21 protein-coding genes are annotated in these 17,962 nt (G+C 66.2%); 7 read left to right on the top strand and 14 right to left on the bottom strand.

Translation table 11 applies throughout. The features are described 5' to 3' along the window. Together ilvB and ilvN are read left to right on the top strand one after the other, a co-directional pair. Nucleotides 1-1,508, top strand: a 1,508-nt coding sequence (ilvB, locus tag VNQ78_RS05825; RefSeq protein WP_325687548.1) for a biosynthetic-type acetolactate synthase large subunit, incomplete at its 5' end; no start/stop codon positions are given. A gap of 33 nt (nucleotides 1,509-1,541) precedes the next feature. Continuing rightward, on the top strand, nucleotides 1,542-2,102 hold the full coding sequence (gene ilvN, locus VNQ78_RS05820; RefSeq protein WP_325687546.1) for an acetolactate synthase small subunit: 561 nt from the start codon (nucleotides 1,542-1,544) through the stop codon (nucleotides 2,100-2,102). A gap of 6 nt (nucleotides 2,103-2,108) precedes the next feature. Here the strand turns inward: ilvN and VNQ78_RS05815 are convergent, their stop codons facing one another. After that, nucleotides 2,109-2,450 carry a hypothetical protein gene (locus VNQ78_RS05815; protein ID WP_325687544.1) on the bottom strand — a complete coding sequence of 114 codons (342 nt, stop codon included), beginning with the start codon at nucleotides 2,448-2,450 and terminating at the stop codon, nucleotides 2,109-2,111. A 254-nt stretch (nucleotides 2,451-2,704) separates the two neighbouring features. Then, complete coding sequence (locus VNQ78_RS05810) at nucleotides 2,705-3,454, bottom strand: M48 family metallopeptidase (protein ID WP_325687542.1); 750 nt, start codon at nucleotides 3,452-3,454, stop codon at nucleotides 2,705-2,707. A gap of 145 nt (nucleotides 3,455-3,599) precedes the next feature. Here VNQ78_RS05810 and VNQ78_RS05805 point away from each other — a divergent pair, with 145 nt between their 5' ends. Continuing rightward, the gene (locus tag VNQ78_RS05805; RefSeq protein ID WP_325687540.1) at nucleotides 3,600-3,854 is read left to right on the top strand and encodes a hypothetical protein; all 255 of its coding nucleotides are present in this window, start codon (nucleotides 3,600-3,602) and stop codon (nucleotides 3,852-3,854) included. A 2-nt stretch (nucleotides 3,855-3,856) separates the two neighbouring features. On the opposite strand, the gene VNQ78_RS05800 is transcribed toward VNQ78_RS05805, so the two are convergent. Further along, nucleotides 3,857-4,108: a DUF167 domain-containing protein gene (locus VNQ78_RS05800; protein WP_325687538.1), complete on the bottom strand. Its 252-nt coding sequence runs from the start codon at nucleotides 4,106-4,108 to the stop codon at nucleotides 3,857-3,859. A 33-nt stretch (nucleotides 4,109-4,141) separates the two neighbouring features. Here VNQ78_RS05800 and VNQ78_RS05795 point away from each other — a divergent pair, with 33 nt between their 5' ends. From VNQ78_RS05795 to VNQ78_RS05785, 3 genes are read left to right on the top strand one after another with little or no spacing between them, the layout of a single operon-like run. Further along, entirely contained in the window at nucleotides 4,142-5,233 is a 1,092-nt protein-coding gene (locus VNQ78_RS05795; protein ID WP_325687536.1) for a class II histone deacetylase, read from the top strand. Then, nucleotides 5,234-5,800, top strand: coding sequence for a nitroreductase (locus VNQ78_RS05790; RefSeq protein WP_325687534.1), 567 nt, complete (start codon nucleotides 5,234-5,236; stop codon nucleotides 5,798-5,800). It abuts the gene before it with no gap. Beyond that, nucleotides 5,800-6,480 carry an EI24 domain-containing protein gene (locus VNQ78_RS05785; protein ID WP_325687532.1) on the top strand — a complete coding sequence of 227 codons (681 nt, stop codon included), beginning with the start codon at nucleotides 5,800-5,802 and terminating at the stop codon, nucleotides 6,478-6,480. The genes VNQ78_RS05790 and VNQ78_RS05785 overlap by 1 nt, the downstream gene beginning before the upstream one ends. On the opposite strand, the gene VNQ78_RS05780 is transcribed toward VNQ78_RS05785, so the two are convergent. Together VNQ78_RS05780 and mce are read right to left on the bottom strand one after the other, a co-directional pair. Further along, nucleotides 6,477-6,737, bottom strand: coding sequence for a DUF1467 family protein (locus VNQ78_RS05780; RefSeq protein ID WP_325687530.1), 261 nt, complete (start codon nucleotides 6,735-6,737; stop codon nucleotides 6,477-6,479). The genes VNQ78_RS05785 and VNQ78_RS05780 overlap by 4 nt on opposite strands. Beyond that, nucleotides 6,737-7,141 carry a methylmalonyl-CoA epimerase gene (gene mce / locus VNQ78_RS05775; RefSeq protein WP_325687528.1) on the bottom strand — a complete coding sequence of 135 codons (405 nt, stop codon included), beginning with the start codon at nucleotides 7,139-7,141 and terminating at the stop codon, nucleotides 6,737-6,739. The genes VNQ78_RS05780 and mce overlap by 1 nt, the downstream gene beginning before the upstream one ends. Nucleotides 7,142-7,282: 141 nt before the next feature. On the opposite strand from mce, the gene VNQ78_RS05770 reads away from it, so the two are divergent. After that, nucleotides 7,283-8,014, top strand: coding sequence for a response regulator (locus tag VNQ78_RS05770; protein WP_325687526.1), 732 nt, complete (start codon nucleotides 7,283-7,285; stop codon nucleotides 8,012-8,014). On the opposite strand, the gene VNQ78_RS05765 is transcribed toward VNQ78_RS05770, so the two are convergent. From VNQ78_RS05765 to VNQ78_RS05725, 9 genes are all read right to left on the bottom strand, one after another. Next, on the bottom strand, nucleotides 8,002-8,697 hold the full coding sequence (locus VNQ78_RS05765; protein WP_325687524.1) for a GNAT family protein: 696 nt from the start codon (nucleotides 8,695-8,697) through the stop codon (nucleotides 8,002-8,004). The genes VNQ78_RS05770 and VNQ78_RS05765 overlap by 13 nt on opposite strands. Nucleotides 8,698-8,718: 21 nt before the next feature. Continuing rightward, on the bottom strand, nucleotides 8,719-9,900 hold the full coding sequence (locus VNQ78_RS05760; protein ID WP_325687522.1) for a DUF1501 domain-containing protein: 1,182 nt from the start codon (nucleotides 9,898-9,900) through the stop codon (nucleotides 8,719-8,721). A gap of 12 nt (nucleotides 9,901-9,912) precedes the next feature. Further along, a complete protein-coding gene (locus VNQ78_RS05755; RefSeq protein ID WP_325687520.1) occupies nucleotides 9,913-11,283 on the bottom strand; it encodes a DUF1800 domain-containing protein in 1,371 nt (456 codons plus the stop codon). A gap of 151 nt (nucleotides 11,284-11,434) precedes the next feature. Beyond that, nucleotides 11,435-13,210: an aspartate--tRNA ligase gene (aspS, locus tag VNQ78_RS05750; protein ID WP_325687518.1), complete on the bottom strand. Its 1,776-nt coding sequence runs from the start codon at nucleotides 13,208-13,210 to the stop codon at nucleotides 11,435-11,437. Between the two features lie 61 nt (nucleotides 13,211-13,271). Next, the gene (locus VNQ78_RS05745; RefSeq protein ID WP_325687516.1) at nucleotides 13,272-13,928 is read right to left on the bottom strand and encodes a type II CAAX prenyl endopeptidase Rce1 family protein; all 657 of its coding nucleotides are present in this window, start codon (nucleotides 13,926-13,928) and stop codon (nucleotides 13,272-13,274) included. Continuing rightward, nucleotides 13,904-14,689, bottom strand: coding sequence for a GH25 family lysozyme (locus VNQ78_RS05740; protein ID WP_325687514.1), 786 nt, complete (start codon nucleotides 14,687-14,689; stop codon nucleotides 13,904-13,906). Before VNQ78_RS05740 ends, VNQ78_RS05745 begins: the two co-directional genes overlap by 25 nt. Before the next feature lie 142 nt (nucleotides 14,690-14,831). Further along, the gene (locus VNQ78_RS05735; RefSeq protein ID WP_325687512.1) at nucleotides 14,832-15,515 is read right to left on the bottom strand and encodes an alpha/beta hydrolase; all 684 of its coding nucleotides are present in this window, start codon (nucleotides 15,513-15,515) and stop codon (nucleotides 14,832-14,834) included. A 7-nt stretch (nucleotides 15,516-15,522) separates the two neighbouring features. Next, complete coding sequence (locus VNQ78_RS05730) at nucleotides 15,523-16,902, bottom strand: FAD-binding oxidoreductase (protein WP_325687510.1); 1,380 nt, start codon at nucleotides 16,900-16,902, stop codon at nucleotides 15,523-15,525. 80 nt (nucleotides 16,903-16,982) lie between these two features. Beyond that, nucleotides 16,983-17,954, bottom strand: a complete 972-nt coding sequence (locus VNQ78_RS05725; RefSeq protein WP_325687508.1) for a DUF808 domain-containing protein — start codon at nucleotides 17,952-17,954, stop codon at nucleotides 16,983-16,985. Between the last annotated feature and the right edge of the window lie 8 nt (nucleotides 17,955-17,962).

The following is a 17,962-nucleotide window of genomic DNA, read 5'->3' as shown; positions in this document are numbered from 1 at the left end:
TCACCGGGCTGACCGATGCGCTGCTTGATTCGATCCCGGTGGTCGTCCTCTCGGGCCAGGTTCCGACCTTCCTGATCGGCACCGACGGTTTCCAGGAGGCGGATACGGTCGGCATCACGCGGCCCTGCACCAAGCATAACTGGCTGGTGAAGGATACCGACGACCTGTCGGCGACCATCCACAAGGCCTTCCATGTCGCGACCTCGGGCCGTCCCGGCCCGGTTCTGGTCGACATCCCGAAGGACGTGCAATTCGCCACCGGCGAATATGTCGGCCCGAAGCAGATCGAGACGCCAAGCTATCAGCCGGCGAAAAAGGGCGATCTCGACGCGATCACCCGGCTTGTCGAATTGCTGGAGCGGGCCGAGCGTCCGATCCTCTATACCGGCGGCGGCGTCATCAACTCCGGCCCCGGCGCAAGCCAGCTGCTGCGCGAGCTGGCCGATGCGACCGGGTTCCCGCTGACCTCGACGCTGATGGGCCTTGGCGCCTATCCCGCCTCGGGCAAAAGCTGGATCGGGATGCTTGGGATGCACGGCCTCTACGAGGCGAACATGGCGATGCATGACTGCGACCTGATGATCGCGGTGGGCGCGCGCTTTGACGACCGCATCACCGGCCGGGTCGCAGATTTCAGCCCCGGCTCGGTCAAGGTGCAGATCGACATCGACCGCAGCTCGATCAACAAGGTCATCCATGTCGACCTGCCGATCGTCGGCGATGTCGGCCATGTGCTCGAGGATCTGCTGAAGATCTGGAAATCGCGCGGCCGCAAGGTCAATCAGGCCGGGCTGACCAAATGGTGGGCCCAGATCGAGGCGTGGAAGTCGGTGAAATGCCTGACCTACCGCAACTCGGAAAAGGTCATCAAGCCGCAATACGCGCTGGAGCGGCTGCAAGCCCTGACCGCGCATCGCCGCGACCGCTACATCACGACCGAAGTGGGCCAGCACCAGATGTGGGCCGCGCAGTTCCTGCATTTCGAGGATCCGAACCGCTGGATGACCTCGGGCGGTCTGGGCACCATGGGTTACGGCCTGCCCGCCTCGATCGGGGTGCAGGTCGCCCATCCCGAGGCGCTGGTCGTCAACGTCGCGGGCGAGGCGAGCTGGCTGATGAACATGCAGGAAATGGGCACGGCAGTTCAGTTCCGCGCCCCGGTCAAGCAGTTCATCCTGAACAACGAACGTCTGGGCATGGTCCGGCAATGGCAGCAGCTTCTGCATGGCGAGCGCTACAGCCAGAGCTGGTCCGAGAGTCTGCCCGATTTCGTCAAGCTGGCCGAGGCCTTCGGTTGCAAGGGCCGGCTGGTCAGCGATCCCGCCGATCTCGACGCGGCGATTCAGGAGATGCTGGACTATGACGGTCCCTTCATCCTCGACGTGATGGTCGAGAAGCATGAGAACTGCTTCCCGATGATCCCCTCGGGCAAGCCGCATAACGAGATGCTTCTGGGCGAATCCTCGACCGAAGGCGCCATCACCGGCAGCGGCGCGGCATTGGTCTGAGCCCGGCGAAACACGAAATCGAGTGAGATGAACATGGCGGCACTGAACATCCAGAAGGGCGCGTCGAGCCATTCGGCCTATGACCTGCGCGACCCCAATGCCCAGACGATCGAAAGCCACACCCTTGCCGTGCTGGTCGAGAACGAGCCGGGCGTCCTTGCCCGCGTCATCGGCCTGTTTTCCGGCCGAGGCTTCAACATCGACAGCCTGACCGTGGCCGAGGTGGACCATCTTGGCCACCGCTCGCGCATCACCGTCGTGACGCGCGGGACACCGGCCGTAATCGCGCAGATCATCGCGCAGCTTGGCCGCATCGTGCCCGTGCATGAGGTCCATGACCTGACCGTGGAAGGCCCCAGCGTCGGTCGCGAGCTTGGCCTCTACAAGGTGTCGAGCAAGGGGGAAAAGCGCGTCGAGGCGCTGCGCATCGCCGAGATCTTCCGCGCGAATGTGGTCGATTCCACGCTGGAGAGCTTTGTCTTCGAGATCACCGGCACGCCCGAGAAGCTTGATGCCTTTGCCGACCTGATGCGCCCCCTCGGCCTGTCGGATCTGGCGCGCACCGGGGTCGCCGCCCTGGCGCGCGGCGTCTGAAATTTCCTAGCCCGCGATCGCGATTTTTAGCGGTTGCGGGTCTTCCTTGCAAAGAGCGTCATTCGTGATCACGCGCAGCATCGGCTGGGCGGGAAGATCGTGGGACATGCCGCGCAGGATATCGGGCAGCTCCGAACGGCGATAGCCCGACACCACCTCGACCCGACGCGCGTGGCGCAGCGGACCGGAGGTCTCGCATTCCAGCTCGACCAGATCGCCCGACTCGGGCCAATTGCCGCTACTCGCCAGATTTTCGCGGCCCTGCAGATAGGCCAATGCGGCGTTATCCTCGCACCAGATGATGGCAGTTTCCTGTGGCAGGCTGCTCCATAGCACAACTCCGATCATAAATTTCCTTCCCGTGGTAACCATGTGCCCTTCTTGCAGCAGGGCTTTCCTTAGTTATGAGGGGAAACCTATCGGCGAACTCTTGCCGATGGAAGGACTTATTCAACGCGAGGTTGCAATTAGCACTTCGTTAAGAAGCAAAATCGGCGATCCCCCAACGCGTGCAGGACGTTTGCCGGAAATTTCCAATATACCCTGATCCGTCAGATAGTTGCATGCGGCGGAAGGTGCTGCATCCTTGTCACAGGACGAGATTATCTTGCCCGCCCGGCGCGAAAATCTGCGACGGCGCGATCCACCTGCGCAATCCGTGCGGCGCTTGGCGGGTGGGTGCCGAAGAACTGGTCGCCTGGATCCGGGATACGGGCGAAAAATTGCGCGCCATGCTGCGGGTTGAACCCGGCCTTGAGCGTAATGATCGCGCCCAGATAATCGGCCTCAAGCTCCCATTCCTTGGAATAATAGCGCGCGCCGAACTGCGCGCCCATCTGCTGCGCGCTCTGGATCGCCTCGGGATTGCCGCCATAGGCGCTGGCCAGCCCGCCGAGGATCACGGCGCCCATTGCCGCGGCACTCGTCTTGCGGTTGATATGGCCGAGGATGTGATGGCTCGCCTCATGCCCGATGACAAAGGCCAGTTCGTCGGCATTGCGCGCCTCGCCGATCAGCGAGAGGGTGAAGCCGATGATCGGCCGGCCGTTCTTGTCGATGGTCTGGAAGGCATTCGGCTCCAGCCCCGAGCGGTCATCGACGACGAACTGGAAATCGCAATTGATCGGCTGGGTCCGGCGCTGCAGGCACTCGCGCTCGACCGCGGGCTCCATCCGGCTCAGGACCTGGATGAAGGACCGCGCCGCCTCTCTCGCGCCGGTGGGTGTGTCGGGGGCCATGGCGGGAAGCGCCGGGACGGTCGCGTCCCCGGGCATCGGCATCTGTTGCGAGACGCAGCCAGCCAGCGCAAGCGCCAGCACCGAGATTGCTGCAGCCTTCCAGGCCTTGAACATTGGCTTCTCCTGCCTCCGGTCCCGGCGGACCGGGCCGCGCGTCGCGCCACCATATCCGCCCCGCTCGGCCAGCGCCAACCCCCGCTCTTGCGGCGGCGTGAAAATCACGCGAAAGTTGCAGTATAACCGCCCGGAAAGGCCCGCGATGTTCACCATCGAGCATGATTTCGACGCGACCGTCATCACCCTGATCGACGAATTGCCGCAAGGCAGCGCGATCGCCGCGCGCCCGCTGAACGAGGATGTGGTGATCCAGACCTTCGATGACCGCGTGGTGGTCGAGCAGTTTGACCCCGATACGGGCGAACTGGCGCAGATCGTCCTGACCATCGAGCAGCTCGACGAATTGCGGGCGGCACTGAACCTGCCCGAGGGCAATTATCGCCTCGAACGCCGCTAGGCTCAGCCCTCGATCCGAAAGACCTTGTCGCGCGAGGTTGCCCCGCGCACCAGCACGATGCGCGTCTTGGCAACCCCCAGCGCCTTCGACAGCAGCTTGACCACGGCGGCATTCGCCTTGCCGTCCTCGGGGACGGTGGTGACGGTGACGCGCAGCTTGCCCTCCTCGACCGCGACGGCATTGCGCGAGGCGCGCGGCGTGACGCGGACGGCAAACTCCGTGCCGGGTTGCGCGAATTGGCTGAGATCGGTCATGGTTCCACAAAACCGGAATGGCGGCGGAAATCAATGGCGACAGGCTTTTTCCATGACGAGTTGACCCTTTGGCATGGTGGCGGGGATTACGCGCTGACCCTGCCCGTCGGCGGCTTCGTCCAGCCCGGCGCCGGTCTGCCCGAAAGCCCCGAGAGCAAGCGACGGCTGGTCAATCTGCTGCATGTGAGCGGGTTGATGCGCGAACTCGCCCTGCAATCCGCGCCTCCGGCCGGGCGCGAGGATCTGCTGCGCGTCCATCCGGCCCATTACCTCGACCGCTTCAAGGCGGTTTCGGATGCGGGCGGGGGCGAGCTTGGCCATCACGCACCCTTCCAGCGCGGCGGATACGAGATCGCGGCCCTTTCCGCCGGGCTTGCCAAGGCGGCGGTCGGGCAGGTGCTGCGCGGCGAACTCTCCAGCGCCTACGCGCTCTCGCGCCCGCCGGGGCATCATTGCCTGCCGGACGGCCCGAACGGCTTCTGCCTTCTGGCGAATATCGCGATTGCGATCCATGCGGCAAAGGCCGAGAGGTTGGCTCGGCGCTTTGCCGTGGTCGACTGGGACGTGCATCACGGCAACGGGACCGAGGCGATCTTTCTGGACGATCCCGACGTGCTGACCGTCTCGCTCCATCAGGACCGCAACTATCCGCTGGATACCGGCGCGGCCTCGATGCGCGGCGCGGGCGGGGGCAATGCGAACATTCCCCTGCCGCCCGGCTGCGGCGATGCCAGCTATCTCGAGACGATGGAGCGTATCGTGCTGCCGCTGCTCAGACGCCACCAGCCCGAGGTGATCATCGTCGCCTGCGGTTTCGATGCCGCGGCCCTCGATCCGCTGGGACGGATGCTGGTTTCGGCCGAGGGATTTCGCGCGATGACCGGGCTTTTGCAGCAAGTCGCCGCCGATCTTTGCGCGGGGCGTCTGGTGCTGGTCCATGAGGGCGGCTATTCCGAAGCCTATGTGCCCTTTTGCGGCCATGCCGCCATCGCACAGCTGGCGGGCTCGGGCATCATCGCGCCCGATCCGCTGGCCGAGGTCATCGCCCGCCGGCAACCGGATGCGCGCTGGCTAAACCCCGTCTCGTCCTATCTGGGCGAACTCGCCGAGTTCTTCGAGGTCTGAATGCAATATATTGATCCCGCGACCCTTTCCTTCCTGCGCAACCGCCGCTCGCACCCGCCCAAGCTGCTGAGCGGGCCGCCGCCCTCGCGGCGCGAGCTGATGGACCTGCTGGAGCTGGCCGCCCGCGTCCCCGATCACGGCAAGCTGGAGCCCTGGCGCTTTGTCGTGCTGGAACGGCAGACGCTGGACCGCCTCGCCCCGATCCTGGGCGAATTCGTGATCCGGCAAGGCGGCGACGAGGCAGCGGCGGAAAAGGCGCGCTCGGCCTTCGCCTCGCCCGTCATCGTGGCGGTGGTCTCCTCGCCCGTCGATAGCCCGAAGATCCCGCTATGGGAGCAGTTCCTGTCGGCGGGCGCGGTCTGCCTTGAATTGCTGAACGCGGCGCTGGCCGCCGGGTTCGGCGCCGCCTGGCTGACCGGCCCCGCCGCACAGCCGGAATTTGCCGAGGCGCATCTGGGCATTGGCGAGGGCGAGCGCATCACCGGCCTCATCCATATCGGCCAACGCGGCGCGACCCCGCCCGACCGTCCGCGCCCCGACGTCGCCGCCAAGACGACGTTCCTCTGATGGTGCTGACTGCCCTTTCACGCGCGTGGGGCGACCTGTTTCGCCCCCGCATCTTCGGCGTGGTCCTGCTGGGCGTGCTGCTGACGCTGGTGCTTTTCACCGTGCTTCAGGCGGCAGCCTTCTGGGCGATCCGCATTTTCGCGCCCGAGACGATGACCCTGCCCTGGATCGGAGAGGTCAGCCTCGCCCCTGCGCTGTCATGGGGCTCGCTGATCCTGTTCCCGATCATGTCGATCTTCCTCATGGCGCCGGTCACGGCCGGTTTCGCCGGCCTTTTCGCCGAGCGCGTGGCCGAAGCGGTCGAGGAGATCCATTATCCCGGCGCGAAGGGGCTTCCGGTCGAGTTCATGGCCGGGCTGATGGAATCGCTCGCCGTCATGGGGGCGGTGATCGGCGTCGCGCTGGTCTCGCTTCTGCTGACGCCGTTCCTCGGGCCGCTGGCCTCGGTGCTGTTCTACCTCGGAAACGGCTGGCTGCTCGGGCGTGAGTTCTTCCAGATGGCAGCCCGGCGCCACCTCCACGCACCGCAGGCGACGGCATTGCGCCAGAGCCTCGCGACGCGCACAACGCTGCTTGGCGTCCTGATCGCGCTGCTGCTGACGGTGCCGTTCCTGAACGTGCTGGTGCCGGTGCTGGCGGCGGCGGGCTTCACCCACCTTTTCCATCTGGCCCGGCGCTAGCTGGTCCAGGCCTCGATATCGGCGCGGGTGATGATGCCCCCCAGGATGATATAGGCGATCACCCCCCAGAGGATTGCCGAGATCAGCGTGGCCCACAGCATCTTCTTTTTCAGCTTCGGCTCATGCGGGGCGCCCGCCGGGGTGCCGGGCGTCACCTCGCCCGCCTCGGCCTGGCTTTTCTGGCCAATGGGCAGCAGGACGAACAGGACCAGAAACCACAGGACCGCGTAAAGGACGATGCCGCCGGTGAGGTTCATCAGACCTGCTCCAACTCGATCAGGCAGCCATTGAAATCCTTGGGATGCAGGAACAGCACCGGCTTGCCATGCGCCCCGATCTTCGGCTCGCCCGAGCCGAGGACGCGCGCCCCTTCGGCCTTCAGCCGGTCGCGTGCGGCAAGGATGTCACCGACCTCGAAGCACATGTGATGGATGCCGCCCGAGGGGTTCTTTTCGAGGAAACCCCGGATCGGGCTGTCCTCGCCCAAGGGATAGAGCAGTTCGATCTTGGTATTCGGCAGTTCGATGAAGACGACCGTGACCCCGTGGTCGGGTTCGTCCTGCGGCTGGCCGACGCTTGCGCCCAGAGTATTGGCGTATTGCGCCGTGGCCGCCGCAAGGTCCGGCACCGCGATGGCGACATGGTTCAGGCGTCCGATCATGCTTTCCTCCCTCGATCCCCGTCGTTCTAGGCCGCGTGCGGGCAGGTTGAAAGCCGAAATCCCGCCAGTCCCATTAACGGCTTCTTAGGGGAAAGGCGCGACCGTGGCGACTTAAAGGGATTCTTCCAAGGGATTTTGACGATGCGCGACGATCTGGCGAATGCTTTCGACGACACTGCCGCCTGGCGGGTGAAACTGCCCGACCGGCCCCTGACCGGGCTTACCGTGCTGGTGGTCGAGGATTCGCGCTATGCATCCGAGGCGGTGCGCCTGCTCTGCCTGCGCTCGGGCGCGCGCATCCGGCGGGCCGATACGATCCGCGCGGCGGTCAAACATCTCCAGACCTATCGTCCGGGCGCCATCGTCATCGACATGGGCCTGCCCGATGGGGACGGCGCGGACATGATCCGCACCATCGCCAGCGCCACGCCGCGCGTTCCGGTGATCCTCGGCATTTCCGGGGATGAGGCCAATCGCGCCCCGGCGATGGCGGCGGGTGCCGACGGGTTCCTGCTGAAGCCGATCGAAAGCCTCGCGGGCTTCCAGCAGGCGATTCTGGCCTGCCTGCCGGACGCGGCGCGCCCCTCCGGTCTGCGCCTCGTCGCCGATGACGTGATCATTCCCGATCAGGCCGCGCTGCGCGACGACCTTGCCCATGTGGCCGAGGTGTTGGCGGGCGCCGATGACGTGGCCGCGATCGACTATATCGCGCGCTTCCTTGCCGGTGTGGCGCGCTCGGCCCATGACCGCCCGCTGGAGGATGCGGCCTCGGCGCTGGCGCGCGATCATGCCGAGGGGCAGGAGATCGCGACCGAACTCGCCCGGATCAGCGGCATGGTGCAGGACCGCCTCGCCTCGGTTCAGGGGGTTTGACGCGCGGGCGCTGTCATCTCGGACAGCCGCCGGCGCTGGTTGCCATCCGCGTCGAAGTTCCCGGGCGACAGCCATGCCTCATGGACCGCACGCAACCGGGGCCATTCGCCGTCGATGATCGAGAACCAGGCGCTGTCGCGGTTGCGGCCCTTGACCACGAGGTGTTGGCGGAACGTGCCCTCATAGATGAAGCCATAGCGCCGGGCGGCGATCATCGAGGGTTCGTTCAGCGCATTGCATTTCCACTCGACCCGGCGATAGCCGGCCTCGAAGGCCCAGCGGATCATCAGCAGGATCGCCTCGGTCGTGGCGGGGCCGCGCTGCAGGACCGGCGCGATCTGGATATGCCCGATCTCGATCACCCCGTTCGGCCGGTCGATGCGCAGGAAGGAGGCGACGCCCCCGACCTTGCCGGACCGGTTGTCGCGCAGGGCAAAAAAGAAGGGGTCGGGCTTGCCAGCCACGCTCTCCTGCCAGGCGCGATAGGCCGCCTGATCCTCGAACGGGCCATAGGGCAGATAGTCCCAAAGCCAGTCATGCCCGCGATTGGCCGCGAAAAGATCATCGGCATGGCGCGCCGGGTCCAGCGGCTCCAGCGTGACGAAGCGGCCCCGAATTGCGGGACCGGGCGGCGGAGGGGGTTCGAAGCCCGTGACGACGGGGCCGATGGGACGGTCAGACATGCCTGCCTCGGATGCGTAGTTTCAGGCGAGCATCCGCGGATCGGCGCCAAGGTCAAGGCCCGGAAAGATCGAGCGTTCCAGCATCTCGCGCTTGGTCCCGAACAGCCCGTGCATCGCCCATGCGGCATAGGCACGGATGTCGCGCGTGGGCATCAGGTCGCGGCCCGCATAAAGGTCGCCCTCGCCCAGTCCCGGCCAGTCGCCAAAGGCCCGCCCGCCCCGGATCGCGCCGCCGGCCATCAGAAGCGCGCCACCGGTGCCGTGATCCGTGCCGTTCGACCCGTTCTCGCGCACCGTGCGGCCGAACTCGGTCATTGCAAGGACGGTGGTGCTGCCCCAATTCGCGCCCAGCCCGTCGCGCAGCGCGAGGATCGCGGCGCTGAGCTTGTCGAGCGCGCGGCCGATCACCGGCCCCTGATTGGCATGGGTATCCCAACCGCCGATCGAGAAAGCGGCAATGCGCGATGCGCCATTCAGGCGCGAGGCGGCGAAGGCGCCAAGCGCGGCCTCGTCCGCCGTGGGGCCCTTGCCGCGCTCGGGCGTCTCGGTCTCGGCCGCGATGCGAAAGGCATCCCGCGCCGCGTCCCGGAACATCGGGTCGTCGTGATAGACATGATCCAGCAGCATCTGCCCCTGCGACGAGAGCGTGACCGAAGAGCGGGGCGCCCAGCCCAGATGCGCGGCCGTGCCGCTCAGGATCTTCATCTGCTCGAGGCCGACGGCATAGGCCGTCTCGGCCGTGGTTCCGGGCATCGCCTGCAACAGCCGGTTCAGCCAGCCGCCGACGCGCCAGTCGACCGGCAGATCGTTTCCTGTCCCGGCCTCCAGCAAGTCCTGCCCGTCGAAATGGCTGCGCTTGTCGCGATAGGGGGTCGAGACGGCATGGGCAAAGGCCAGCTCGCCCTTTTTCCAGAGCGGCATCAACGGCGCAAGGCGGGGATGAAGCGCATGGAACCCGTCGAGATCGAGCGCGCCGTCCTCTGGCCCGACCGAGATATTGCGGCGCAGTTTCGCCAGCATCGGGTCGCCATAGGGCTGGATCGCGTCCAGCCCGTCCATCGCGCCGCGCAGGATGATCACCACCAGCCGGTTGTCCGAGGGCAGCGACGCGAAGGTCATGGAGGTCATCAACGGATGCGCCGCGGCCGAGCAGCCGATCAGCGCGGCGGATTTCAGGAACAGGCGCCGGTCCAGTTCGATCATCGCAATCGCTCCCTATCGCCGGTTGAAGTCGTTCGAGGCAAGGATCAGGGCCACGCCCTCGGCCTGGCTCTCGGCCTTGGGCACTGCCCAGGCCAGCTGTTCGGATTGGGTGCCCCCCAGCGCGGTCTCGATCAACTCGCGGGGATCGGGCAGCTTGCCCAACATGGCGCGCGGGGTCTTCATCGCCCAGGTGATCCGCGCGGCCAGCAATTGCGGCTCGATCCAGGCATCGGGCCCTTCCGGCCAGCCGTCCGGCCCCACCGGGCGCCCCCAGGGCTGGCCCATCATCATCAGATGGTTGGCGGTCAGCGCCGGCAATTGCGGGAAATCGAGGTCGCGGATCTGCTGCCCCGTCACCCCCAGCGCCCGCATCCCCGCCACCATCAGGTCAAAGGGCTGGCGGACCTTCTGACGCAGTCCGGCCGTCATCTCGGGGTGATCGATCATGACGCGATAGACCTGCGGCAGATCGCCGCCGGTATCGCGCCAGGTCGCGGCCATGACATCCACCAGTTCCGGCGACGGGCTGTCCGAAATGAAATGCACCGCCAGCTTGCGCGAGACGAATTGCGCGGTCTCGGGCCGGCGGGCGATGTCACGGAAGGCGGCGCGAATGTCGCGCAGATGACCTTCGCCGGGACCGCCATAGCTGCGCCCCAGCACGGTTTCGGCCCCCGGCTCGGCAAACTGCGGGCGATAGGCGAAACCGTCGCTATAGGAATAGAACAGGCCGGTCAGCAGTTCGGCAAGCTGGCGCACGTCCTTCTGCGTATAGGGCGCGCCGACGCCGAGGGAATGCAGCTCCATCGCCTCGCGTGCGAGGTTCTCGTTCAGACCAAGCGCCTTGCCCTTCTGCCGCTTGGCGGCGGCCGAGTTCGGGCCACGGCTGGTATTCTGGTTCAGATAGACCAGCATCATCGGATGGGTGTCGGCGGCAAAGAACATGTCTTCGAACCGGCCACCTATATGGGGACGGATCGCCTCGTCGACATAGGCCATGGCAAGGGCGTTATGCGTGCCGTCGGTGGCGCGGACAGTGAAGTGATCGGCCCAGAACTGGACCAGACGCTCGCCAAAGCCGGTCGGATCATCCACGGCGCGCGCCAGACGGCGCTGGAGGTCGCGCACCTGCAGCCGGCTGTTCTCGCGGTTATAAGCTTGAAATTTCTTCCTCGCGGCCTCGGTGTCATCCGCCATCGCCTTGCGAAGCTCGATATGACGCCGGGTCTGCTCCTGCGCCCGCGCGGTGGTGACCGCGTTCGCGTCCGGGCCGGAGGCACGGATGCCCGCTAGCAGCGCCGCAGCATTCTCGGCCGGGGGCGCCAGAGGGGAGAGGCCATAGCCAAGGCGGATCGCCGCGATCCGGGGAAAATCAAGGGTCATGCGCAAACCTGCAGGCAGGGAAAAATAGATCCCGGCCCCGGTTGTGTCACGCCTCGGGCTGAAGGTCAGTTCACGCTTTCGGGACAGGCCCGGCGCGGCGCGGACTCTTGCCGAAAGACACGGCACGGGCCTTCGGCAAGCGTCGGCGTGATCACTCGCGCGGCAGCGAGCGCAGGCGCAGCTCGCGCATCTGCTCGTTCGTGGGCTCGCTCGGCGCACCCATCATCAGGTCCTCGGCCCGCTGGTTCATCGGGAACATGATGACTTCGCGGATGTTCTGCTCGTCCGCGAGCAGCATGACGATGCGGTCGATGCCGGCCGCGCAGCCGCCGTGGGGCGGTGCGCCATAACGGAAGGCCTTGACCATGCCGCCGAAGCGCTTCTCGACCTCGTCATGGCCGTAGCCCGCAAGCTCGAAGGCCTTGAACATGATATCGGGACGGTGGTTGCGGATCGCGCCCGAGATCAGTTCATAGCCGTTGCAGGCGAGGTCATACTGATAGCCCTTGACCGTCAGCGGATCACCCGACAGCGCCTCGAGCCCGCCCTGCGGCATCGAGAACGGGTTGTGGCTGAAGTCGATCCGGCCGTCATCGCCCTTCTCATACATCGGGAAGTCGACGATCCATGCAAACTTGAACTGCGCCTCGTCGGTCAGGCCCAGCTCGCGGCCGATCTCGTTGCGGGCGCGACCGGCGACCGCCTCGAAATTTTCGGGCTTGCCGCCAAGGAAGAAGGCCGCATCGCCCTCGCCCAGACCCAGCTGGACGCGGATCGCTTCGGTCTTTTCGGCCCCCAGCGCCTTGGCGATCGGGCCGGCGGCCTCGGTCGAGCCGTCCTCGGCCTTGCGCCAGAAGATATAGCCCATGCCCGGCAGGCCTTGCCCCTGGGCGAAGGCGTTCATGCGGTCGGCGAACTTGCGCGAACCGCCGGTCGGCGCGGGAATGGCGCGAACCTCGGTGCCGTCCTGCTCCAGCAGTTTCGCGAAGATCGCGAAGCCCGAGCCGCGGAAATGATCCGAAACGATCTGCATCTCGATCGGGTTGCGCAGGTCCGGCTTGTCGCTGCCGTATTTCAGCATCGATTCAGCGTAAGCGATGCGCGGCCATTCGGTATCGACACGCCGCCCGCCGCCAAACTCCTCGAAGAGGCCCTGAATGACCGGCTGGATGGTCTGGAAGATGTCCTCCTGCTCGACGAACGACATTTCGAGGTCGAGCTGGTAGAAATCGGTGGGCGAGCGGTCGGCGCGCGGATCCTCATCGCGGAAGCAGGGCGCGATCTGGAAATACTTGTCGAAGCCCGCAACCATGATCAGCTGCTTGAACTGCTGGGGCGCCTGCGGCAGCGCATAGAACTTGCCCGGGTGCAGGCGCGACGGCACGAGGAAGTCGCGCGCGCCCTCGGGGCTGGAAGCGGTGATGATCGGGGTCTGGAACTCGGTGAAGCCCTGATCCCACATGCGGTTGCGGATCGAACGGACCACCTTCGAGCGCAGCATGATGTTGTTGTGCAGGCTCTCGCGGCGCAGGTCGAGGAAGCGATAGGTCAGGCGCGTTTCCTCGGGGTATTCCTGCTCGCCGAAGACCGGCAGCGGCAGGTCGTCGGAGGGGCCAAGCACCTCGGTTGCGGTCGCATAGACCTCGATCTCGCCGGTCGGGAGCTTGGGGTTGATCAGCGCCGCGTCGCGCAGCTTGACGCGGCCGTCGATGCGGATGACGGTTTCGGCGCGCAGCTTCTCCAGCGCCGGGAATGCCGGGCTGTCGCTGTCGGCTATGACCTGCGTGATGCCGTAATGGTCGCGCAGATCGATGAACAGCACGCCGCCATGATCTCGGACGCGGTGGACCCAGCCGGACAGACGGATTTCGGCACCGGCATTCGCGGCGGTCAGCTCGCCGCAGGTATGGCTGCGATAGACGCTCATCATCATTTCCCCTTGGTGATAGCGCACGCATGAACCGCGTGTGCCGGGGGAAGTCAAGCATTCAGAACGGACGGACCACATTCCCGGAATAGAAATAGGTCCCCATTCCGACCGCGAAGAGCACGTTCCCGGCCACCGCATGCAGAAGCCAGGCCGAGGGGAATCCGTGTCGCAGATAGGCGCGGGCAAAGAACCAGCCGCCGATGAAGGTCAGGATCGCGACCACCCATGACCAATACATCAGATGCGCGAAGGAAAAGATCGCCGCGTTCAGCGTGATCGCCGCGCGCCCCTCTGGCAGAAGCGCGCCGTAGCGGTGAAAGAACAACGGGCGAAAGATCAGCTCCTGCGGCAGGGCCGACAGAATCGGGTAGAAGGTCCAGATCACCAGCAGGAATTCCGGCCGGCTCCGCACCATGTTGAAAAGCGCGCCGGGATGGAACCACCAGAGCAGCGCGACCCCGATCACAAAGCTGGCCAGCGCCATGCCCGCAAGCTCGCGCCAGGGCAGGCGCGACCAGCCCCGGACCAGCCCGCGCCAGTTGAAGCCTCCGGTCAGCCACAGCAAGCCGAGGCCGATGATGCTGAAGACGGCCAGCGCCTCGAACAGCAGATGGCCGGGCATGAACAGCGCGATGCCAAGCGGGGCGCCGATGTAAAGCGCCCCGAACTCGGCCCAGCGCAGGCGGCGCGCTATTGCAGCCGTCGATTTAGCCACAGGCGCCACTGCTGGGGGCTTCCCGCAAAGACGTTCAGATCGACATTCCCGCGGATGCCGGGGACGATCCCGGTGCCGGTATATTGCCAGAAGCTGTAGGGCTGGCCCGGATAGACGATGCGGGGATGGCCCGCGACCGAGCGCAGCCAGAACTCCTCGGGCCAGCTTCCAAGATTGTTGTCGCGATAGAAATCGACCGTGGTGTAGATGATCGGACGCTGCCCGTAATGGCGGTGCAGGATGTCCTTGAAGATCTTGGCCTCGCGCAGGACCTCATTGCTTGGCGGGCGGCGCGGGCAGGTCTTGGAGGCGGTCCATTCCAGATCGATCACCGGCGGCATCGCCCCGCGTTCGCGCGGGACATTGGCGATATACCATGCCGCCTGCTGCGCGCCCGAGCGACAGAAGTAGAAATAATGATAGGCCCCGCGCGGAATCCGCGCCTGCCCGGCCTCGTACCAGTAGCGGCGGAAGTTCGGGTCGGCATGATCGCCCCCTTCGGTCGCCTTGATGAAGGCGAAGCTGATGCCCGATCCCCGCACCCTGCCCCAGTCGATATCGCCCTGATAGCGCGAGATGTCGATGCCATGGACCGGGTGGTCATAGGGATGCCCCCCCACCCAGGCGTGGGGGGCGGAATCCCCGAATTGCGGCCCCTCGCCATAGCCGACCGTCACCGCCGCAGGGCCGCGACGACCGCCCCCGCAGGCCGCGAGGCCGATGACCAGCACCGCGCATAGTATCTTGCCCAGAATATTCATCACTGCCCTCTGCCCCATGCCCGCATTTTTCGGGCTTTGGACCTTTATCGCAAAGGCACAGGGTTCTGTCACGATGGCGTGACAGTCACGATGCTGTCAGGCGATCACGATTGACCTGTTGCAGGACTGTCGCACTGCCCCGTCACTGCCCTTCAGCAAGGAAGTCGGCCAGCAGATCGGACAGCGGGCCGGGCGCCTCCATCGGGATCATGTGGCCGGAGGGTAGGATCTCCAGCCGGGCGCCGGGAATGGCCGACGCCATCTCCTCGGCCTCGGCGATGCTGCGCAGGCGGTCGCGGTCGCCGGCGATCACCAGTGTCGGGCAGGTGATGGTGGATAGCAGGGCCATGTCGCCCTCGCGGCGGAACATGGCCTGCCGGCGAAAGGTCTCGCCCCCAAGCCGGGCACTCATCGCATGGATGCGCCCGATCAGGGCCTCGTCCCCTTCCCGCTCGGGGGCGAGTGATTGCGCGATCGAACGCCGGGCGATGCCGCGAAACGCCGAAGGGTCTGCGGACGAGGCGACCGCCCGCCGCCGCGCTTGAATCTCGTTGTCGCCCCGCGCCGAGGTGGCGATCAGCACGAGACGCGAGACACGACCCGGCGCGACCCGCGCCATCTCGCGCGCGACATAGCCGCCCATCGAGAAGCCGATCAGCCCGAACCGCGCGGGGGCGGCGTCGAGCGTATCGCGCGCCATCCCGGCGATCGTCGTCGCCCTCGCCGGGTCGGCATGGGTCAGCGGACCGAACCGCTCCAGCGTCGGGGCGATGTCGGTCCAGAGGTCGCGGTCCAGCATGAAGCCGGGAACAAGCGTAAGCGCCATCCTCGGATCAATCCGCGTCGGGGATCATCTTGCCCGGATTCATGATGTTCTCGGGGTCGAGCGCCTGCTTGATCGCGGCCATCACCCCAATCGCCTCGCCATGCTGGGCGCGCATCAGGGGACGCTTGCCGACGCCGACGCCATGCTCGCCCGTGATGGTGCCGCCGACGGCCAGCGCGCGTTCGGCCATGCGGGTCGCGACGCGCTTGGCGGCGGCAAGCTCCTCGGCATCGCCCGGCATGATCAGAAGTTGCGAGTGGAAGTTGCCGTCCCCGACATGGCCGACCATCGGGCCCAGCAGACCCTCGGCCGTGATGTCGGCGGCGGCGGCGGCAACCTGCTCGGGCAGTTGCGACATGGGCACGCAGACATCCGTGACCACGGCGGTCGCACCGGGGCGCAGCGCAAGGCAGGCGCGATAGGCGCCGTGACGCATCCGCCACAGCGCCGCGCGTTCCTCGGGCGTGGTGGCCCAGTCGAAGCCCTCGCCGCCGAACTCGGCCGCGAGTTCGCCGAATTTCTGGGCATCCTCCTTGACCGAGGCGGGCGAGCCGGTGAACTCGACCATCAGATGCGGCTGCTCGCGCATGTGGCTGCCGGAGGACTGGTTGAAGGCCCGCGCCGCGTCGCCATCGACGAACTCGATCCGCGCCATGGGAATGCCCGACTGGATCGTCGCGGTCACGCATTCCACGGCCTGCTCCAGCGTCGGGAAGGCGCAGACGGCGGCGGCGACCTCCTCGGGCTGGCCATGCAGGCGCAGCGTCAGTTCGGTGATGATGCCGAGCGTCCCTTCGGAGCCGACGAAAAGCCCGGTCAGATCATAGCCGGCGCTGGATTTCGCGGCGCGCGTCCCGGTGCGGATGACGCGGCCATCGGCCAGCACCACCTCGAGCGCCAGCACATTGTCACGCATCGTGCCATAGCGCACGGCGGTGGTGCCGCTGGCCCGCGTCGCGGCCATGCCGCCAAGGCTCGCGTTCGCGCCGGGATCGACCGGGAAGAACAGGCCGGTCGCGCGCAATTCGGTATTCAGCGCCTCGCGGGTGACGCCGGGCTGAACGCTCGCCTGCAGATCCTCGGCCCGGATATCCAGCACCCGGTCCATCTTCATCAGGTCCATGACGATGCCGCCATGGATGGCCAGCGCATGCCCTTCAAGCGAGGTGCCGGTGCCCCAGCCGATCACCGGAATGCGATGCCGGTGGCAGATCGCCATGATCGCCGAAACCTCGTCGGTCGAGACCGGCCAGACCACGGCATCGGGCGGGGGGGCGCGGTGGAAGGTCTCGGATGCGCCATGCAGGTCGCGATCGGCCTGAGACTGGGAAAAACGCGCGCCAAGAAGCTGGCTCAGCGCCTCTGCGGCCAAGGCGGTTATCGGCATGGTGTTCCCTCCTGATTGCCAGGCGGTTGATAATCCCGCCATCGACCCAAGGGCAAGCGCATGGCTGGCCTGCGGTGCCTTCAGGCCTCGGCCTTGCCAAACATGCCCTTCACCGCGCCGATCATCGGCCCGACGATGTGGTTCGCGACCGGGATGAGCACGAAGCCGAGGATCAGGCCGAAGATCCCGTCAAGAAAGGCCGTCGTGGCCCAGCTTGCCGCGCCCGGCGCCCATGGCAGGGTGTGGGCCGCAACCTCGGCCCGGTCACGGACCCATTCATAGGGCTGGTGGAAGCCGAGATCGTGCAGGCCGTGGACGATGATTTGCCCGCCGACCCAGATCATCGCGGCGGTGCCAACGATGGTCAGCACCTTCATGAAGCCCGGCATGAAACGCACGAGGCCGCGTCCGAATCCGGCCAGCATCCCGCCTCGACGGGCAAGGTGCAGGCCGAAATCATCTGCCTTCACGATCAGCGCGACAAAGCCATAGACCGCGGCTGTGATGCCGACGGCAACGACGGCGAGGATCAGCGCCTCCATCCAGATCGGGTCGCCATCGGGAATGGCTGCAAGCGCGATAGTCATGATCTCGGCCGAGAGGATGAAATCGGTCTTGATCGCGCCCCTGACGCGCTCCTCCTCCAGCCCGGCGGCGCCTTCCTCGGTGGTGCGCAGCTTGGGTTCGTTGACCTTGTGATCACCAAGCGCGTGCAGGACCTTTTCCGCCCCCTCGAAGCACAGATAGGCCCCGCCGATCATCAAAAGCGGCGTGATCGCCCAATCCGCAAAAGCCGAGAGCAGCAAGGCCACCGGCAAAAGGATCACCAGCTTGTTCACGATCGAACCGCGCGCGATCCTGAGGACGATCGGCACCTCGCGCGAGGCGTCGAAGCCGTGGACATATTTCGGCGTGACCGCGGCGTCGTCGATCACCGCGCCTGCCGCCTTGGCCCCGGCCTTGGCCGCCTGCCCCGCGACATCGTCGATCGAGGCCGCGGCGATCTTGGCGATCCCCGCCACGTCATCCAGAAGCGCAAGCAAGCCGCTCATCCGTCATC

This window comes from Paracoccus sp. (in: a-proteobacteria) (genome assembly GCF_035556475.1).
Lineage (GTDB): Bacteria > Pseudomonadota > Alphaproteobacteria > Rhodobacterales > Rhodobacteraceae > Paracoccus.
The sequence above is the reverse complement of the archived record's forward strand: the minus strand, read 5'-3'. Positions and strand labels throughout refer to the sequence as shown.

Excerpts from the sequence above, each read along its gene's own strand:
- VNQ78_RS05770 (WP_325687526.1), top strand. The coding sequence starts at position 7,283 with ATGCGCGACGATCTGGCGAATGCTTTCGACGACACTGCCGCCTGGCGG.
- VNQ78_RS05740 (WP_325687514.1), bottom strand. The coding sequence starts at position 14,689 with ATGAATATTCTGGGCAAGATACTATGCGCGGTGCTGGTCATCGGCCTC.
- aspS (WP_325687518.1), bottom strand. The coding sequence starts at position 13,210 with ATGAGCGTCTATCGCAGCCATACCTGCGGCGAGCTGACCGCCGCGAAT.
- VNQ78_RS05795 (WP_325687536.1), top strand. The coding sequence starts at position 4,142 with ATGGCGACAGGCTTTTTCCATGACGAGTTGACCCTTTGGCATGGTGGC.
- mce (WP_325687528.1), bottom strand. The coding sequence starts at position 7,141 with ATGATCGGACGCCTGAACCATGTCGCCATCGCGGTGCCGGACCTTGCG.
- VNQ78_RS05785 (WP_325687532.1), top strand. The coding sequence starts at position 5,800 with ATGGTGCTGACTGCCCTTTCACGCGCGTGGGGCGACCTGTTTCGCCCC.
- VNQ78_RS05725 (WP_325687508.1), bottom strand. The coding sequence starts at position 17,954 with ATGAGCGGCTTGCTTGCGCTTCTGGATGACGTGGCGGGGATCGCCAAG.
- VNQ78_RS05760 (WP_325687522.1), bottom strand. The coding sequence starts at position 9,900 with ATGATCGAACTGGACCGGCGCCTGTTCCTGAAATCCGCCGCGCTGATC.
- VNQ78_RS05800 (WP_325687538.1), bottom strand. The coding sequence starts at position 4,108 with ATGACCGATCTCAGCCAATTCGCGCAACCCGGCACGGAGTTTGCCGTC.
- VNQ78_RS05815 (WP_325687544.1), bottom strand. The coding sequence starts at position 2,450 with ATGATCGGAGTTGTGCTATGGAGCAGCCTGCCACAGGAAACTGCCATC.
- VNQ78_RS05810 (WP_325687542.1), bottom strand. The coding sequence starts at position 3,454 with ATGTTCAAGGCCTGGAAGGCTGCAGCAATCTCGGTGCTGGCGCTTGCG.
- VNQ78_RS05730 (WP_325687510.1), bottom strand. The coding sequence starts at position 16,902 with ATGCCGATAACCGCCTTGGCCGCAGAGGCGCTGAGCCAGCTTCTTGGC.
- VNQ78_RS05780 (WP_325687530.1), bottom strand. The coding sequence starts at position 6,737 with ATGAACCTCACCGGCGGCATCGTCCTTTACGCGGTCCTGTGGTTTCTG.
- VNQ78_RS05755 (WP_325687520.1), bottom strand. The coding sequence starts at position 11,283 with ATGACCCTTGATTTTCCCCGGATCGCGGCGATCCGCCTTGGCTATGGC.
- ilvN (WP_325687546.1), top strand. The coding sequence starts at position 1,542 with ATGGCGGCACTGAACATCCAGAAGGGCGCGTCGAGCCATTCGGCCTAT.
- VNQ78_RS05735 (WP_325687512.1), bottom strand. The coding sequence starts at position 15,515 with ATGGCGCTTACGCTTGTTCCCGGCTTCATGCTGGACCGCGACCTCTGG.
- VNQ78_RS05765 (WP_325687524.1), bottom strand. The coding sequence starts at position 8,697 with ATGTCTGACCGTCCCATCGGCCCCGTCGTCACGGGCTTCGAACCCCCT.
- VNQ78_RS05790 (WP_325687534.1), top strand. The coding sequence starts at position 5,234 with ATGCAATATATTGATCCCGCGACCCTTTCCTTCCTGCGCAACCGCCGC.
- VNQ78_RS05805 (WP_325687540.1), top strand. The coding sequence starts at position 3,600 with ATGTTCACCATCGAGCATGATTTCGACGCGACCGTCATCACCCTGATC.